The sequence below is a fragment of the Brevundimonas sp. AVps31 genome (assembly GCF_058681355.1).
Map to the genome: position 1 here is coordinate 2708590 of NZ_CM178736.1, position 18318 is coordinate 2726907.

Genomic DNA, 18318 nt, shown 5'->3' on the forward strand with positions numbered 1-18318 from the left:
GTTAACCTTGTTGGATCGAATTGGGACTCTTCGACGGGGGAGGCTCGAATGGCCGGTGACATCCAGAAAGCGCGTGTGCTGCTGACCGCTCCGGTGGAGGTCTCCAGCCCGTGGTCCGCGCTGGGCGCGGCGGCTCTGGCGGCGACGGCGGCGATCCTGATGGCCGGGGTGATGGTCCTGGGACCGGGCGTCCGCTTCCAGAACCCGGCCCCGATCGATCAGGCCCTGTTGCCGAACGGATAGCGCCACGCCTCGTCCGCGGCCCGCATGGGCGCACGAGCCTTGGCTTTCGTCTCCGCATATTCCGCCGCCGGATCGCTGTCCGAGACGACACCGGCCCCAGCCTGCACATGGATCTGCCCGTCGGCGAAAAGGGCGGTGCGCAGGACGATGCAGATGTCCGCCTCGCCCCCCGCCGAGATGTAGCCCACACCGCCGCCATAGCCGACGCCGCGCTTCACCTGTTCCAGTTCGTCGATGATCTCCATCGCCCGCACCTTGGGCGCGCCCGACAGGGTGCCCGCCGGAAGCGCGGCCAGCAGGGTGTCGACCGCATCCAGCTTCGGATCGGCCACGCCCTGCACGTCCGAGACGATGTGCATGACCGAGCTGTAGCGCTCGACCTTGAAGCTTTCCGTGACCTCGACCGTGCCCGGGGCGGCCACACGGCCCACGTCGTTGCGACCCAGGTCCAGCAGCATCAGATGCTCGGCTCGCTCCTTGGGATCGGCCAGCAGTTCGGCCTCCAGCGCCTTGTCGGCCTCGGGCGTGTCGCCGCGCGGGCGGGTGCCGGCCAAAGGGCGGATGGTGACGCGGCCGTCCTTGAGCCGGACCAGAATCTCCGGGCTGGACCCGGCGAGCTGGAACCCGCCGAAGTCGAGGAAGAACAGATAGGGCGACGGGTTCTGGCGCCGCAGGGCGCGGTAGAAGGCCAGCGGGTCCGCGTCCCAGGCCGCCGAGAAGCGATGGCTGAGCACGACCTGGAAGATGTCGCCGGCGGCGATGTAGTCCTTGGCCCGCGCGACCATCCGGCCGAAGCCCGCCTCGTCGACCGGCGAGGCGAAGTCGGGGCCGGGCGCCTCGACCGGGACGGGCAGGGCGGGAAGGGGCGCGCGCAGGTCGGCCTCGAACCGGTCCAGCCGGGCGACGGCGGCGTCGAAGGCGGTCCGCGCCTCCAGCCCGCTGTCGGGATAGGCCGCCGAGACCAGCACGATCTCGTGCTGCACCGAATCGAAGATGCCGACGATGGCCGGGCGGGTCAGGACCGCGTCCGGCAGGTCCAGCGGATCCGGATTGGGCGCGCCCAACGGCTCCAGCAGACGGACCATGTCGTAGCCGAAGACACCGAACAGACCCGCGGCCATCGGCGGCAGATCCCCGGGCAGGTCGAAGCGAGACGCCGCCATCAGGGCGCGCAGCGACACCAGAGGGTCTTCCCCGTCGGGCGCATAGCGTTCGGCCTCGATATCGGCGCCGCGCGCCAGTTCGGGCTTGCGGTCGCGACAGCGCCAGACGACGTCGGGTTCACGCGTGATGATGGAATAGCGGCCGTTGACGGCGCCACCTTCGACGGACTCCAGCAGGAAGGCGTGGGCCCGGCCCCGTCCAACCTTCAGGAAGGCGGACACCGGCGTCTCCAGGTCGTCCACCAGACGGCGGACGACCACCTGCGGCCGGCCCGAGGACCAGCCGTCGCGGAAGGCGGAGAAGGCGGCGGAGAGGTCCGCCGTCGTCATTGCGCCGGGGCGCGCGCCGGCGCCTGCGGAGTGGCCGCGCCGCCCGCCGGAGCCGCCGCCGACAGGCCCAGAGCTTCGCGGGCGAGGGCTTCATCCGTGCGGGTGCCGACGCGGGCGGCGGCGGCCTTCACGGCGCTGTCGGTCAGGGCGGTGAGGCTGTCGCGACCCAGGGCGTTGCGCGCCTGTTCGGCGGGACCGGCGGCCAGGGTGGCGTTGGGCGCCGTGATGGCGTCGGTGCGACCGATGACGAAGCTGTCGGCGCTCTGCTGCTGCGAGAAGACCTCGTTGCGGGCGGTGGTGAACAGGCCGGTGATCAGGCCGCGACCGCGGGCTTCATCGCGACCGCTGACATTGGTGCCGGTTTCCAGCGTGGCGCCGATCGAACGGGCGACGGCGGCGATGTCCTCACCGCTGCGAACGCGGGCGGCCAGGGCGTTGGCGCGCGTGGTCAGCAGGCGGGCGTTTTCCCGGGCGACCCAGTTGGCGGCCAGTTCGGTGCGGAAGCGGGTGTCGCTCAGCGAGGGCAGGGCAGGCGGGACGATCTCGTTCAGGCGGACGACATAGTATTCGCCCTGACCCATCTCCGAGACTTCGCTTTCACCGTTGCGGCCGAGTTTCCACATGGTTTCGAGCAGTTGAGGCGTCGGGCGGAAGTTCTGGCGCTCCAGGCTGCGACCGTCCTGCGTCACGCGCGGGATGGCGAGGGTGCGGGCGCCGACTTCGGCCACCGCGGCGTCCAGGGTCTTACCGGCCTGACGGGCTTTGTCGTAGGCCTCGACGCGGGCGTAGGTCGCGGCGCGGGCGTCTTCCTTCTGCAGGTCCTGGATCAACTGGGCGCGGACATCAGCCAGCTCGACCGGGCGACCCGGGGTGACGGAGGTCAGCTTGGCGACGACGAAGCCGACGCGGGCCTGGATCGCGTCCGAGACCTGGTTGGGCGACAGGCCGAAGACGGCGCCGGCCACGGCCGGATCGGTCACCGACGAGCGCGGACGGTCGGTGAAGTCGGTCGGCTGCAGGTTGTTGGCCTGACCCACGGCCTGCGGCGTCTGACCGGCGCGCAGGGCGGCGACGATGCGGTCGGCCACGGCCTTGTTCGGCGCGGTCAGGGTCGTGAAGGTGCGGGTCTCCGGCTGGGACAGCGAGTCACGGCTGAAGTTGAACCGCTCCTGGATGCGGGCTTCGCTGATCTCGCCCTGGCCGTCATTGGGGCTGTTGAACAGAACCAGGGTCGCGCTGCGGAACTCCGGCAGCCGCAACTGGGCGGCGTTCTGCTGAATGAAGGTGTTGAGCTGGGCGTCGGTGGGCGCGCCCGCCGTCCCGGCGATCGCTTGCGTCACAGTGAACCAGCGGCCGCTGCGGGTCTGCAGACCCTGATTGGCTTGCACGGCGCCGTAGATGCGCGGAAGCCGCAGGCCGGCGCTGGCGGCCAGGCCGAACTGGCGGCGGATGATCTGGTCGCGCATTTCGCGCTCGAAGCGTTCCGGGGTGGCGTTGTTGCGGCCCAGGACGTCGCGGTACTGCGCCTCGTCAAAGCGGCCGGTCACCGAATCGAAGAAGTCGGGGATCTGGCGAATCTGGCGCAGGACCAGCTCTTCACCCGGGCGGATGCCGGCGCTCCAGGCCCAGGACAGGAAGCCGAGGTTTTCCGCCTGTTGCGTCAGATAGGCCGGAAGCTGGCCGCCGCCGATCAGTTGTTCGAACGTCAGGGGCTGGCCGGCGCGCTGCTGCTCCTGCTGCAGAATCCGATCCAGGTCGGCCCGGAACTCCGGAGCGTCGACGCTGCGGTCGCCGGCCGAGATGACGTGCTTGGGGCCGAAGCTGGCCAGCAGATCGGGCATCTGCGAACCGCCGGTGACCAGCAAGCCCAGGGCCAGAACAACGAACAGGCCGATAGCCCACTTGGACTTGGCGAATTTGCGGAACGCGGTGAGCATGGTCGGTCCTGACGGAAGGGCGGCGAGAAGGGCCGCTTCGGCCTATAGGGCGTGAGGGGCCAGCACGGCAAGACGATGGCGCCGCTTACAGGACGGCATGGCTTGTGTTGCGACGCCGTCACCGCCTAGGAAGGCGGAATGAAACAATCCGTGAAGCTGGTCGCCGGAAACTGGAAGATGAACGGGCTGGGCGCGAGCCTGTCCGAAGCGCGGGCGCTGCGCGAGGCGCTGGAAGGCGAGCCGGCCGCGTGCCGGGTGGCCCTTTGCCCGCCCGCGACCCTGGTCGCCCGTATGGCCGAGGCCTGCGCCGGCGGGCCGGTCGAGGTCGGGGGTCAGGATTGTCGCGCCGAAGCCTCGGGCGCCTACACCGGCGACATCTCCGCCGCCATGTTGAAGGACGCGGGCGCGAGTCTGGTCATTCTCGGCCATTCGGAGCGTCGTCAGGGCCACGGCGAAACCAGCGCCCTCGTGCTCGCCAAGGCGGAGGCCGCGCTGGCCGCGGGCCTGTCGCCCATCATCTGCGTCGGCGAAACCCTGCAGGAGCGCGAAGCCGGGCGTGCCGTCGAGGTCGTCCGGGATCAGGTGATCCACTCCCTGCCCCTGGCCCTGACCGGGCAGGCGTTCGCGGTCGCCTACGAGCCCGTCTGGGCCATCGGCACCGGGCTGACCCCGACGCTGGCCCAGATCGAGGAAGTCCATCGCGCTGTTCGCGCCGCCATGATCGAGCGTCTGGGACTGGCCGCGGCGACGCCGCCGATCCTGTACGGCGGCTCGGTCAAGCCGGACAATGCCCGCGACATCCTGTCGACCGCGGAGGTCGGCGGGGCCCTCGTCGGCGGCGCTTCGCTGAAGGCGTCGGACTTCCTGGGAATCATCCGGGCGGCCTGACGCGCGGTCGTCGTTGCCGACCGAACACATCAATGATAGACGCCCCCGCTTGATCGGCGCCGCTCCGCGCCACACATATCGGCTGCCATGCTCCAGATCATTCTTCTCGTCGTCATGATCCTCATCTCGCTCGCGCTCACGGGCGTGGTCCTGCTGCAGCGCTCCGAAGGCGGCGCGCTGGGCATGGGCGGAGGTCCCTCGGGCTTCATGACCGCGCGCGGCGCAGGCAACCTGCTGACCAAGACCACCTGGGTTCTGGCGGCGCTCTTCTTCATCTGCGCGCTGTCGCTGACGATCCTCGGCAATGTTGAACGGTCCAACCGTTCGATCGTCGACGCCGACTCGATCGGCGATCTGGCGACGCCGCCGCCGTCGGCCCAGCAACAGGCTCCGGCCCAGGACCCGACCGGCGCCGCTCCGGCCCAGCCGGCCGCTCCGACGATGCAGGATCTGGAATCCAGCCTGTCCGGCGCGCCGGCGGCTCCGGCTCCGGCCCAGCCCGCACCGGCTCAATAAGGATGGGCGGGGACTTTATCCCCGCCTTCCTCTCCCGCCCTCAAAGTCTCCAGAACTCTCCGCCCGAATCGGCGGTAAGGTGATCTCCCATGGCCCGTTACGTGTTCATCACTGGCGGCGTGGTTTCCTCGTTGGGAAAAGGCCTCGCTTCCGCCGCTCTCGGCGCGCTTCTGCAAGCGCGCGGCTACAAGGTTCGCCTTCGTAAGCTCGACCCCTATCTGAACGTCGATCCGGGCACGATGAGCCCGTATCAGCACGGCGAGGTCTTCGTGACCGACGACGGGGCCGAGACCGATCTCGACCTCGGTCACTACGAACGCTTCACCGGCGTGTCGGCGGCGAAGTCGGACAACATCACCACGGGTCGCATCTATTCGACCATCCTCGAGAAGGAACGTCGCGGCGACTATCTGGGCGCGACGGTCCAGGTGATCCCGCACGTCACCGACCAGATCAAATCCTTCTGCCTGACGCCCGCCCTGACCGACGACGGGGACGACGTGGACTTTGTGCTGGTCGAGATCGGCGGCACGGTCGGCGACATCGAGGGGCTGCCGTTCTTCGAGGCCATCCGTCAGCTGGGGCAGGACCTGCCGCGCGGCCAGTCCTGCTTCGTGCACCTGACCCTGCTGCCCTACATCAAGACCGCCGGCGAGATGAAGACCAAGCCGACGCAGCACTCGGTGAAGGAACTGCGCTCGATCGGCATCCAGCCGGACATCCTTCTGTGCCGCTGCGAATTCCCGATCCCGGCCGAGGAAAAGCGCAAGATTGGCCTGTTCTGCAACGTGCGCGAAAGCGGCGTGATCCAGGCGATGGATTCCAACGACATCTACGCCGTGCCGCTGGACTACCACCGCGAGGGTCTGGACGCCGAGGTTCTGGCCCATTTCGGCATCGCCGACGCCCCCGCGCCCGACCTGACCATGTGGCAGGAGATCGCCCGTCGCCGGCTGCAGCCGGACGGCGAGGTCACGGTCGCCGTGGTTGGCAAATACACGGTCCTGAAGGACGCCTACAAATCCCTCATCGAGGCCCTGCACCACGGCGGGGTGGCCGAGAACGTCAAGGTCAACATCGACTGGGTTGAGGCCGAGACCTTCGAGGGCGACGCCGAGGCCTGTTCGGCCCGGCTGCAGGGCGCCCATGCCATCCTCGTGCCCGGCGGCTTCGGCGAGCGCGGCTCGGAAGGCAAGATCGAGGCGGCCCGCTTCGCCCGCGAGAACAACATCCCCTATTTCGGCATCTGTTTCGGCATGCAGATGGCGGTGATCGAGGCGGCGCGAAACCTGGCGGGCTATCCCAAGGCTTCGTCGACCGAGTTCGGCCCCACGTCCGAGCCGGTGGTCGGCCTGATGACCGAGTGGACGCAGGGCAACCAGCGCGTCCTGCGTCAGCAGGGCGGCGATCTGGGCGGCACCATGCGCCTCGGCGCCTATGAATCCACGCTGAAACCGGGATCGAAGATCGCGGAGATGTACGGCGCGACCACCATCAGCGAGCGCCACCGGCATCGCTATGAGGTCAACATCAACTATCGCGAGGCGATCGAGGAGAAGGGCGGGCTCATCTTCGCCGGTCTGTCGCCCGACGGCGTACTGCCCGAGACGGTCGAGCGCACGGACCATCCGTGGTTTATCGGGGTCCAGTACCACCCGGAGCTGAAGAGCCGCCCGTTCGCCCCGCACCCGCTGTTTGCGGGCTTCATTGCGGCGGCGGTGGTGCAGAGCCGGCTGGTCTGAGGAAGGGCCGGCTTCCCGGACGGGTCACGTTTTCGCGGTTTCGTTGAGAACCGGAAACAGTTCAACGGGCTTTTCCGCTTCTGCGGCTGGTGGTCTATGATCGGGCGACAACTGTCGCAGGATCGGGAGGATCGCCATGCCCACCTTTAATGGAACCGCGGGGGACGACGTTTTCGACGTGGGCAGTGGCGAGAACAGCTACAACGGCCTGGGCGGAGCAGATCGGTTCAGCTTTCTCGCGGGGGCGATCACGGCCCTGCCGGCGGTCGCCACGCTGGACGGCGGCGCGGGGATCGACCTGTTCGATGTTACCGGCAGCTGGCGCCAGACCTACACGCATGCGAATTTTGCCAGCGGCCTGGTCACGACCATCCGACCGCTGCCCTACACGGTAGGGGCCGGTTCGGGTGGGGACGTGGTGTTTTCGGCCGATATCGAGCGGTCCGATAGTCAGTCCGGCGTGCTTGAAGTTTCCCGGAACGGCGCGATCCTGCGCGGCATCGAGACGGCCCGGTTCATCTTCGACGCCAGTCCCGACAGCCCGGGGGACTTCGCGGTCCTCGGCGGGGCCGGTTGGTATCGCTTCAATCCCGACGACACTTTGGTAATCGGCGACCTGACGGGCACGGCCCTGACCGGCGCCATCACCATTGATGGCGGCGCCGGCAATGATGTGCTGGACGCCTCGGGGGCCGTGAACGTCATTCTGGCTTCGGGCGGTATCGGCAATGACGTGGTTCTGGGCGGTGCGGCCAACGATGTGCTCGTCGGCGGCGATGGCTCCGACCGCCTGTCAGGCGGCGCGGGCTCCAATGTCATTGACGGCGGCGCGGGCGGTGATCTGGTCGAGTATCTGAATGCGACCCAAGGCGTGCGCGTCGATCTGAATGAGGGCACGGTGGCCAACAACGGCCATGGCCTGGGCGACACCCTGATTAGCATCGAGCATCTGACCGGCGGCGCGTTCAACGACATTCTGGTCGGCAACGCCGCCGGCAACATCCTGACCGGCGGGCTGGGGGCGGATGTCCTCATCGGGCTGGACGGCGATGATGTCCTGGATGGCGGCGCGGGCGCGGCGAACACGATCCAGGGTGGGCGGGGGGACGACCGTTATGTCGTCTCCGCCGCCGGAGACACTCTGCTGGAGCTGGCCGGTGAGGGCTCTGACACAGTTCAGACCACGCTGTCGGTCTATCGCCTGCGGGACAATTTCGAGGCTTTGGCGTTCATCGGGGCCGGCACCTTCGCGGGGCTGGGCAATGCGCTGGACAACACCATCAGCGGCGGCGCGGGCGGCGACACCCTTATCGGCTATGAGGGCGATGACATATTGGTCGGCGGCGCCGGTGCGGCCAACACCCTGATCGGTGGTCTTGGCGACGACGTCTATGTCTCAGATGCGATCGGCGACTCGCTGATCGAGCTGGCGGGAGAGGGATACGACACCGTCTCCACCGCTCTGACGACCTACACATTGCGCGACAATTTCGACGCGCTGAGGTTCGTTCAGGCCCAAGGGGTCGTCCTGGATGTGGTGGGGACCGGCAATAGCCAGAACAACACCCTCGACGGGAATCGAGGCGCCGACCTGCTGGCCGGGCTGGCGGGCAATGATACGCTGAACGGCTTTGACGGCGATGACACCTTGCGCGGCGGCGCCGGGGCGGATCAACTGGACGGCGGGGCGGGATCGGATACGGCGGACTACAGCCTGGCCTCGTCCGGCGTGGTGGTGAACCTCGGCGGACGCTACGTCGCCAGTGACGGCGAAGGCGGGACAGATCATCTCACCAGCATTGAAAATGCCACGGGCTCGGCCTTCAACGACACCTTGGTCGGCGACAACAGCCGAAATGTCCTGAATGGCGGGCTCGGGGCCGATGTGCTGATCGGCCTTGACGGCGACGACCTGCTGATCGGCGGCGCGGTCGCGGCCAATACGCTGCAGGGGGGGAGGGGCGACGACACCTATCGGGTCTCCGTCGCCGGCGACACGGTCTATGAGGAGGCCGGGCAGGGGCGCGACACGATCGAGACGACACTGAACGCCTACATGCTGCGCAACCAGATCGAGGACCTCCGCTTTATCGGCGCTGGGGCGTTCAGGGGAGACGGCAACGGGCTCGACAACCGGATCGTCGGCGGCGCGAGCGACGATGTGCTGAGCGGCCGGGGCGGTAATGATCGTCTCGAAGGGGGCTTAGGCAGCGACACGGCCGACTACAGTGTGGCCTCCGGCGCGGCGACGATCCGGCTGGATCTTGGCGGGGCGACCAATGACGGCCACGGCGGCTCCGACACCTTCTCAAGCATCGAGAACGCCACCGGCACTGCCTTCGACGACCTGATCTTCGGGAGCGCCGGGACCAATGTCCTCATCGGCGGCGCCGGGCGCGACACCCTGCTGGGTGGAGGGGGCGACGACACCCTGATCGGAGGGAGCGGTGTCGCCAACGAGCTGTACGGCGGCGCGGGATCAGACCTCTATGTCGTCAGCGCGATCGGCGACACCCTGATCGAAAACGCGAACGAGGGAACGGATCGGGTCGAAACTACCGTGTCCAGTTTCGTCCTCGGCGCCCACTTGGAGAACCTGACCTTCACCGGCGCGGGCGCCTTCACCGGGCGCGGCAACGGGCTGGCGAATGTGCTTATAGCCGGGGGCGGGGATGACGTCCTCAACGGCGGAGGCGGCGACGACATGCTGTACGGTGGAGCGGGTCTTGATACGGTCGTGCTGTCCGGTATCGCCGCGGACTATCAGATCGCCTACGGCGCCGGGTTCGCGACCATCACCGACGCGACGGCCGGGCGGGACGGGGTGGATATGGTGTACGGAATTGAGCAGGTGCGGTTCAGCGACGGCACGGTCCTGACACTGGCGCCTCCGGCCTCATCGCCCGGGTTCGCCGTGGGCGAGGGGAAGGGTGATGCAGCGGATCATCATACGCCGCTCATCCTGCCGTCGCCGTCGTGGGACGATCTGTTCTGACCCCAGTCCAGGACTGGGCTGACGGTCGCCCCCCTGTCAGCCGGGACGGCCCGCGTTGAGCCAGGGATCGCAAGTCCTTCAAAAGGTTTGCGCAGGCGGCAGCGGACGCAGACCTGTGTGCCGGGGCTGCTGCGGCTGTCCACGAACAGGTGGCCCTTCCGGAAGCATTTCAGCGACTTGAGCATTTACCAGTTCTCCCGGCAAGAACGATGTTACCTTAATCTCCGTCACGCAAGAAAAACATGTATTTTCCGGGATTTGACTCGCCCGGCTGTCCCCAAATCGTCGTTCGCAAACAAGGCCGAACCGTGCATATTCATTAACGTGGGCAGATGCCGCCCCAACGAGGGAGAAGTCGCGCGGTCTGCGGCTTAAGTGCGCGATGCCTGCGCCGACAAATGAGTATTCCTGGGACTTTTCCGCAGGCCCGGGCGCCTGGGCCTCGTGGTTCGGGCCTTCAGTGGTGCAGGATCCGGGCGGCGCTATCCCGGCCTTCACCCGGTTTCACGCGCCGGGGACGACCGACGTCAACCACGTCGACGGGATTGGTTCGCTCTTTCTGCTGGCGCATCTGTCCATCCCGACCATCGGCTCCGCGGGGGTGCTGAATCTGGCGGACGCCGAGTTCGAGATAACCATCAAGGGGACGGATTTCGAGGCCAACGGCGGCAAGTTGATGGTCTGGGTTTGCCGCTACATCCCTGAAGAGGGCGTGCTGCGGAACTATTACGTCGGGCTGCAGGTCACCAACTGGGCCAACACCGGCAACGATCTGGCGGCGGGCATCACGGATGAGTGGCGGACGCTGACGGTCCAGTTGAGCGACGATCCCGCCGACTGGACCTATGCGGGCAATGCGGTCTCGATTCAGGGAGACTGGGCCGACCGGTATCAGCCGCTCGACCTCGCCTCCAGCCTCGACATGGTCAATGCGACCCTGCATCTGGTCATGGTCGCCGATGAATCTGATCAGGGGCCCAGCGGCTTCCTCGACATCGCCAACATCACCGTCCGCACCCAGACGCCGGCCACTCCGGTCGGTGTTCAGACCCTCGGCTACCAGCTGTTCCATGGGCTGGAGGATCAGGACGCCGTCGGCCTGCTCGCGGGCGACGCGGGCGTCGATCCCGATCTGGCCACCTATCAACTGGTCGCGGGGTCCGCGACGAACGGCTCGGTGGTCATCGACCCGGTGACGGGCGCCTTCACCTTTACGCCGAACACGGACTTCTACGGTCCCACCGACTTCGTGGGCGCGGCGACCTTCCGCTACACGGTCACGGACGGGTCCCAGACGTCGGCTGTCAAAACGGTGGTGGTCTTCGTCGGCCCGATCAATGACGCCCCCGTCACCTCCACCGCCGATGTGACCATGGAGGTCACGCACGATCAGCCCTTCGCCTACACGATCTTCGGCGCGACCGATGTGGACAGGGAGTTGCTGACCTACCGTCTGGTCGATGGGTCGGTGCAGCACGGGACGGTGACCCTCGACCCCGACAATAGCCGCTACGTCTTCACGCCCGAGGCCGGCTATGTCGGCGCCGCCAGCTTCCAGTATGTCGTCAGCGACGGCCAGCTGGACAGCCCGCCCGCGACCATCACCCTGAACGTCCACGCGGCCGGAGACGATCCTGTGCTGCCGACCTTCCAGCAGGTGATCGACACCTACCTGCTGGCCGGAGATGCCCAGGGCTTCTATCGCTATGTCGTCCTGTTGGCGGACGCGGGCGACGTGAACGCCGCCTATCACTATGGCACCTGGCTGCACACCGGGGTGCATGTGCCGAGGGATACCGGCCTGTCGGCCCATTATCTGTCGCTGGCCGCCGCGACGGTGCCGGACGCGGCCCTGCAGCTGGCCGACATGTACCTGACCGGAGACGGGGTGCCGCGTGACCCCGCGCTGGCCCGGCTGATGCTGGAGCTGTATCCGACCAGCGCCACCGCCATCTATCGCATCGCCATCCTGGACGACCTCGGCTACGGCGCGCCGCAGGATCACGCCCGCGCGGTCGAGGGCTATCTCCAGGCGGCGAGGATGGGCGACGCCGACGCCATGTACACCCTCGGGCGCCGCTATCTGTCGGCCGAGGGCGTCGCCTTCTCGGCCGCGGACGCCTATTTCTGGTTGGGCGTGGCGCTGAAGTATGACGGCGGTCCCCTGTTCCCGGCCGGGGTCAATCAGTTCGACAACCTGCTGATTTTCAACCAGCAGCAGGCGGTCACACAGGCCGGGCTGACCCCGACACAGGTCGCGGCGCTGGACGCCCTGATCGCCGCCTGGACCATCGGCCAGCCGTCGCCGGTCAATGACGCTCCGGTCGCCGGAACCGATTCCGGTGAAGCAGGACCCGCGGGTGCGCCCATCAGCGGTACGCTTGCGCCCGGCTCGGACGTCGATGGCGACCGGCTGACCTACGTCCTGACGCCGGGGTCGGCCGAGCATGGGGTGGTGGTCATCGACCCTCGCACAGGCGCCTGGACCTTCACGCCGGACCCGGACCACTACGGCCCCGCATCGTTTCGATATGTCGTGTCGGACGGGCAGGCCCACAGCGCCGAGCAGACCGTCTCCCTGAATTTCACGCCGGTCACCAATGCGGTGGACGACGTCGCGGGCCTCGACGAGGCCGCGAGCGTGACGATCGACGCGGCGCAGGGGCTGCTGACCAATGACGCGGTGTCGGCCGTCGGGACCACGCTCAGCATCACCGCCGTGGCCGGGCAGGGCGCCAACGTCGGGCAGGCGGTGGCGGGAACCTACGGTTCGATCACCATCACCGCCGATGGCGGATATACCTATGTCGCCAACGCCTCGACGGCGAGCCTCCTGCAGGGCCAGACCTATGTCGAGACCTTCACCTACACCGTCACCGACGCGGACGGGGTTTCGGACACCGCCACCCTGCATCTGACCCTCCATGGCGTGTCGGGCACGATCATCAGCGGCGACGGAACCCTCCAGGGCTCAGCTTTCGACGATGTCATCACCGGGGGGGCGGGCCACGATGTTCTTCTGGGTCTGGCCGGGAATGATCGGCTGGTCGGAGGTGTCGGCGCTCTGAACGAGCTGTTCGGAGGAACCGGCGACGATACCTATGTGGTCTCCGACAATGGCGACACCATCGTCGAGACCGCGAACGAGGGTCTCGACACCGTCGAGACTGGCCTGTCGTCGTTCAACCAGCGCAACAATGTCGAAAACCTGACCTACACCGGTTCGGGCAATTTTATCGGCAGCGGCAACGCGCTGAGCAACGTCATTCGCGGCGGCGTCGGGTCTGACACCCTGATCGGAAACGGCGGCAATGACACCCTGATCGGCGGGTCCGGCGCGGCCAACACCCTGCTGGGCGGCGCGGGCGACGACATCTACGTCGTGTCCAACGCGGGCGACAGCTACATCGAGAACGCCGACGAGGGAACCGACCTCGTTCTGACCGATGTTTCGGCCCTGACCCTCCGGGTCAACGTGGAAAACCTGACCTATTCGGGGTCAGGGCAGTTCAGCGGGACCGGCAACGCCTCTTCGAACACCCTGACCGGCGGGGCCGGCGATGACGTCCTGGACGGGGGAGCCGGCGCCGATGCCCTGATCGGGGGTTTGGGCGACGACGTCTACAGGGTCGACGATGCGAACGATCAGGTGATCGAGCAGGACGGCGAAGGCATGGACACCGTCCGCGTCACCCTGACGACCTGGACGCTCGGCGACCATCTGGAAACCCTGATCTTCGCCGGCGCCGGTGCGGCGACCCTGACCGGGAACGCGCTGAACAACGACATCATCGGCGGCGCGGGAGCGGACGCGCTCAACGGCGGAGACGGCGACGACAGTCTGGACGGTCGGGGCGGGAGCGACACGCTGACCGGCGGGCTCGGCGACGACACCTACACGGTCGACAGCGCCGCTGATCTGGTGGTCGAGGCGGAGGATGGCGGCACGGATCTGGTCCAGGCGACGGCCGGTCTGTTTGTCCTGTCGGAAAACGTCGAGAACCTGACCTTCACGGGGACCGGCGCCTTCTCGGGCTACGGCAATGAACTGGCCAACGTCATCCGCGGCGGTGACGCCGATGACAGCCTGAGAGGCTACGGGGGCGACGACATCCTGCACGGCGGCCTCGGCGCCAACGTCCTGATCGGGGGGCTCGGCGACGATCTCTATGTCATCAGCGACGGGGGCAATGTCGTGCAGGAGGACGCCGACGAAGGCTATGACACGGTCCGGGTCGAGATCGGCGCCTTCACCCTGCTCTCCAATATCGAGGCGCTGATCTTCACCGGTTCAGGCGACTTCGAGGGTGTCGGCAATGCCTCTGGCAACCTGATCATGGGCGGCGCCGGAAACGACGTTCTGGACGGCGGGAACGGCGACGACAGTCTGGTCGGGGGCGCGGGCGCCGACCTGATGGACGGGTGCATGGGCGACGACACCTATGCGGTCGATGACGCGGGCGATGTCCTCGTTGACGCCGATGGCTGGGATATCGTCGAGACCACGCTGACAACCTTCACCCTGCAGACTGGTCTGGAAGGCCTGGTCTTCACGGGGACGGGGGCGTTCAGCGGGACCGGCAACGATGGCGACAACGATCTGACCGGCGCTGAGGGGGACGATGTTCTGGTCGGGCTGGACGGCGACGACTGGCTGGACGGCGGCGCGGGCGCCGATGTGCTGGACGGCGGCTGGGGCGACGATCTCTATTTCATCGAGAACGTCGGGGATCAGGTCATCGACGCGGGCGGATGGGACGCGGTGGAGACCACCCTCTCCCTCTATACGCTGGCGGCCGGGATCGAGGACCTCTTCTACTCGGGCGCGGGCGGCTTCACCGGCACGGGCAACGCCTCGAACAACGAGATGTTCGCGGGCGACGGCGCCGATCGTCTGGACGGTCTGGACGGCGACGACCTGCTGGTCGGCGGGGCGGGCGATGACATCCTGAACGGCGGCGCGGGCAATGACCTGCTGAGCGGCGATCCGGGCGCCGACCTCATGACCGGCGGCGACGGCGATGACCTCTATGCCGTCGATGATGCAGGCGATCAGGTGGTCGAGGAGGACGACGGCGGCGTCGACGGCGTCCAGACCAGTTTGGCCAGCTATACGCTCGCCGCCCATGTCGAGGCGCTCTTCTACATGGGCTCGGCCGGCTTCACCGGCCTCGGCAACAGCCAGGACAATATCCTGTCGGGCGGTGACGGCGACGATGACCTGAGCGGCGCGGGCGGCAACGATGTGCTGTTCGGCGGCTGGGGCGCCGACACCCTGAGGGGCGGGCTGGGCGACGATACCTATGTCGTCGAGGACGAAGCCGATCAGGTCCTCGAACTGGAGGGCGAGGGCGTCGATCAGGTCGTCACGAGCCTGAACGTCTACGCCCTCGGCGACCACCTCGAGCAGCTGGTCTTCCTCGGCGCCGGCGATTTCACCGGGATCGGCAACGATCTCGATAACCTGATCCTCGGCGGCGACGGCGACGACATGCTGTACGGCGGTCTGGGGACCGACACCCTTGAAGGCGGGCTGGGCGACGACCTCTATATCGTCGACGGCTCGGACGACGGGGTCACCGAGGGCCTCGGAGAAGGCTTCGACACGGTCGAGCTCACGGGCGCCCTGAGCGCCTATGCGCTGGGCGCGAATGTCGAGGGCCTTCGGGTCAATACCGGTCTCGCCTTCGCGCTGACCGGCAATGCGCTCGACAACGTCCTGACCAGCCTCGGCACAGGGAATGATCTGCTCGACGGCGGCGCGGGCGCGGACACCCTGTCCGGAGGACGGGGCGACGACACCTATCTGGTCGATGACGCCGGCGACCTGATCGTCGAGGCGACGGGCCAGGGCTATGACACGGTCCGCGCGACAGCGGCGGTCTACGCCCTGTCGGCCGGGACCGAGGCGCTGGTCTTCGTCGGGACCGGCGCCTTCCACGGCATCGGCAACGCCTCCGCCAATACGCTGACCGGCGGGCAGGGCGCCGATACGCTGGACGGCGACGGGGGCGACGACGTGCTGATCGGCGCCGCGGGCAATGATGTCCTGAACGGCGGCGATGGCATCGACCGCGTGGACTATTCTGCAGCGGGCTCGGCCGTGACGGTTCGCCTCGACGTCAACCGCACCACCAGTGACGGCGAGGGCGGCGTGGACACCCTGTCGTCCATCGAGAATGCCGACGGCTCGGCCTTCAACGACGTCATGTTCGGCTCGGCGGCGGCCAATGTGCTGCGCGGCGGGCTGGGACGCGACACCCTGCTGGGCTTCGGAGGAGATGATGTCCTGATCGGCGGCGACGGCGTGGCCAATACCCTGCAGGGCGGCTTGGGCGACGACCGCTATGTCGTCACCGCGGTGGGCGACACCGTCTATGAGGTGACCGGAGAAGGCGCCGACACCGTCGAGACGACGCTGAACGGTTTCACGCTTTCGGCCAATGTGGAGGCCCTGATCTTCACGGGCGGCGGGGCCTTCACCGGCACGGGCAACGCGTCGGACAACCTCATCAGCGGGGGCGCGGCCGGCGATCTGCTCAGCGGGGGCGGCGGAGCGGACAGCCTGAACGGCGGCGACGGCGATGACGTCCTGCGCGGCGGCGCCGGTCTGGACGTCCTGACCGGCGGCGCAGGATACGACACGCTGGACTACAGCCTGGCCGCGGCCGCGACGGTGGTCCGCATGGACCTGAACCGCACCACCAACGACGGCGACGGATCCCAGGACACCTTCACGGGCATCGAAACCGTGATCGGCTCGGCCTTCAACGACGTGATCTTCGGCACCGCCGCCGGCAATGTCATCGTCGGCGGCGCCGGCGGCGACACCCTGCTGGGGCTGGGCGGCGACGACACCCTGATCGGGGGTTCTGGAGCAGCCAACACCCTGCAGGGCGGGCTGGGCGACGACCGCTATATTGTCACCGCCAGCGACACCGTCATCGAGGCGGCGGGTGAAGGGTTCGATACGGTCGAGACCACCCTCTACAGCTTCGTTCTGGCCGCCAATGTGGAGGCCCTGATCTTCACCGGCGCAGGCGTGTTCTACGCCGTCGGCAACACCTCGGCGAACATGATCCGGGGCGGGGCTTCGAATGACCAGCTCGACGGCGGCGCCGGCGACGACGTCCTGTGGGGCGGCGGCGCGAACGACCTGCTGATCGGCGGCATGGGGTCGGACACCCTGACTGGCGAAGCGGGCAATGACACCCTGAACGGCGGCGCGGGTGACGACATTCTGACCGGGGGTCTGGGGGATGACCGCTATGTGATCGACAGCCTCGGCGACCAGATCAGCGAACTGGCCGGGCAGGGCGTCGACACGGTCGAGACGACGCTCTCGACCTGGACGCTCGCTATCGGGCTGGAGAATCTGGTCCATGCCGGGACCGGGGCCTTCACCGGCATTGGCAATGCGGCCGACAACGTCATCACCGGCGGGGTCGGGGACGACACCTTCATCGCCGGGCAGGGCAATGACACCTTCATCGGCGGGGCGGGGTTCGACACCGTGGACTACAGCGCCGCCGGCGCCGCGATCACGGTCAAGCTGAACGGCGCCGTCACGCAGAACGATGGCCAGGGCGGCGTGGATGTGCTGACCGGGATCGAGCGGGTTGTCGGCACGACGTTCGATGATCTGCTGGTGGGCGACGGCTTGGGCAACATCCTGATCGGCGGCGCGGGCCGGGATACCCTGCTGGGCCTCGACGGGGCCGACATTCTGGTCGGCGGCGAAGGGGTGGCCAACACGCTTCAGGGCGGGACGGGCAATGATCGCTACATCGTCTCCGTCGCCGGCGATTCTGTCGTCGAGCTGGCGGGCGAAGGCCTCGACACCGTCGAGACCGCGCTGTCGGCCTGGACGCTGGGCGCCAATCTGGAGAACCTGATCCATACCGGGGCGACCGACTTCACCGGAACGGGCAATGCGCTGGCCAACGCCATCACGGGCGGCAGCGGCGCCGACCTGCTGCGCGGCGGGGGTGGGAATGACACCCTGACCGGCGGGCTGGGCGAAGACATCGCCCTGTTCGCTGGCTTGCGGGCGGCCTACACCATCGTCGCCACCGCGGACGGCTACCGGATCACCGACAACGACGCGACCGCCGATGGAGACGACGGCGCCGACCTGCTGCTGGGCATCGAAATGGTGCGGTTCAGGGACGGGATCACCCTGACCCTGTCCGAGCTCGGCCTGACGCCGCAGGCGGCTGTTTCCGGGAAGGACGCGTCCGCGCCGGAGCCGTCGCCGCTGGCGGTGACCGGCGTCTTCACCGACGAACCGTTGATCCTGCCCGGCCAACCGGACGACTTCCTGTCCCTGCCCAAGGACGCCGGCGCGCCGCTGGTCCTGCCCGGTCTGCCGGAAGAGGGTCTGATCCCGCCGCGTGCCCCGGGTCATGGCGACCTTGAGGGCCTGTTCATGGCGCCGGACCCGCTGATCATCCACCAGCCCGGTCATGGACTGCATCTGCTTCCGACGGATGATTTCGCCTGAC

General features: G+C 67.8%; 8 protein-coding genes. 6 read left to right on the plus strand and 2 right to left on the minus strand.

Translation table 11 applies throughout. From position 1 onward, the window contains the following. The first annotated feature begins 48 nt into the window (after positions 1-48). Positions 49-243: a peptidoglycan-binding protein gene (locus ACW174_RS13205; protein ID WP_492014904.1), complete on the plus strand. Its 195-nt coding sequence runs from the start codon at positions 49-51 to the stop codon at positions 241-243. Here ACW174_RS13205 and trpE read toward each other — a convergent pair. After that, a complete protein-coding gene (gene trpE, locus ACW174_RS13210; protein ID WP_492014905.1) occupies positions 219-1736 on the minus strand; it encodes an anthranilate synthase component I in 1518 nt (505 codons plus the stop codon). The two genes, ACW174_RS13205 and trpE, sit on opposite strands and share 25 nt — an antisense overlap. Then, the gene (locus ACW174_RS13215; RefSeq protein ID WP_492014906.1) at positions 1733-3673 is read right to left on the minus strand and encodes a peptidylprolyl isomerase; all 1941 of its coding nucleotides are present in this window, start codon (positions 3671-3673) and stop codon (positions 1733-1735) included. The genes trpE and ACW174_RS13215 overlap by 4 nt, the downstream gene beginning before the upstream one ends. Positions 3674-3811: 138 nt before the next feature. Between ACW174_RS13215 and tpiA the strand changes: the two genes are divergently transcribed. From tpiA to ACW174_RS13240, 5 genes are all read left to right on the plus strand, one after another. Further along, positions 3812-4561, plus strand: a complete 750-nt coding sequence (tpiA, locus tag ACW174_RS13220; protein WP_492014907.1) for a triose-phosphate isomerase — start codon at positions 3812-3814, stop codon at positions 4559-4561. Between the two features lie 87 nt (positions 4562-4648). Beyond that, complete coding sequence (secG, locus tag ACW174_RS13225; RefSeq protein ID WP_492014908.1) at positions 4649-5077, plus strand: preprotein translocase subunit SecG; 429 nt, start codon at positions 4649-4651, stop codon at positions 5075-5077. Positions 5078-5166: 89 nt separating this feature from the next. Then, a complete protein-coding gene (gene pyrG, locus ACW174_RS13230; RefSeq protein WP_492014909.1) occupies positions 5167-6819 on the plus strand; it encodes a CTP synthase in 1653 nt (550 codons plus the stop codon). A gap of 136 nt (positions 6820-6955) precedes the next feature. Next, positions 6956-9814 (plus strand): beta strand repeat-containing protein, encoded by a 2859-nt coding sequence (locus ACW174_RS13235; RefSeq protein WP_492014910.1) that lies wholly within the window; start codon positions 6956-6958, stop codon positions 9812-9814. Between the two features lie 382 nt (positions 9815-10196). Next, positions 10197-18317: a cadherin-like domain-containing protein gene (locus ACW174_RS13240; protein WP_492014911.1), complete on the plus strand. Its 8121-nt coding sequence runs from the start codon at positions 10197-10199 to the stop codon at positions 18315-18317. The last annotated feature ends 1 nt before the right edge of the window (position 18318 follow it).

Bases quoted from the DNA above. Each gene is read 5' to 3' on its own strand.
- tpiA (WP_492014907.1), top strand. From the start codon at position 3,812: ATGAAACAATCCGTGAAGCTGGTCGCCGGAAACTGGAAGATGAACGGG.
- ACW174_RS13215 (WP_492014906.1), bottom strand. From the start codon at position 3,673: ATGCTCACCGCGTTCCGCAAATTCGCCAAGTCCAAGTGGGCTATCGGC.
- pyrG (WP_492014909.1), top strand. From the start codon at position 5,167: ATGGCCCGTTACGTGTTCATCACTGGCGGCGTGGTTTCCTCGTTGGGA.
- ACW174_RS13235 (WP_492014910.1), top strand. From the start codon at position 6,956: ATGCCCACCTTTAATGGAACCGCGGGGGACGACGTTTTCGACGTGGGC.
- trpE (WP_492014905.1), bottom strand. From the start codon at position 1,736: ATGACGACGGCGGACCTCTCCGCCGCCTTCTCCGCCTTCCGCGACGGC.
- ACW174_RS13205 (WP_492014904.1), top strand. From the start codon at position 49: ATGGCCGGTGACATCCAGAAAGCGCGTGTGCTGCTGACCGCTCCGGTG.
- ACW174_RS13240 (WP_492014911.1), top strand. From the start codon at position 10,197: ATGCCTGCGCCGACAAATGAGTATTCCTGGGACTTTTCCGCAGGCCCG.
- secG (WP_492014908.1), top strand. From the start codon at position 4,649: ATGCTCCAGATCATTCTTCTCGTCGTCATGATCCTCATCTCGCTCGCG.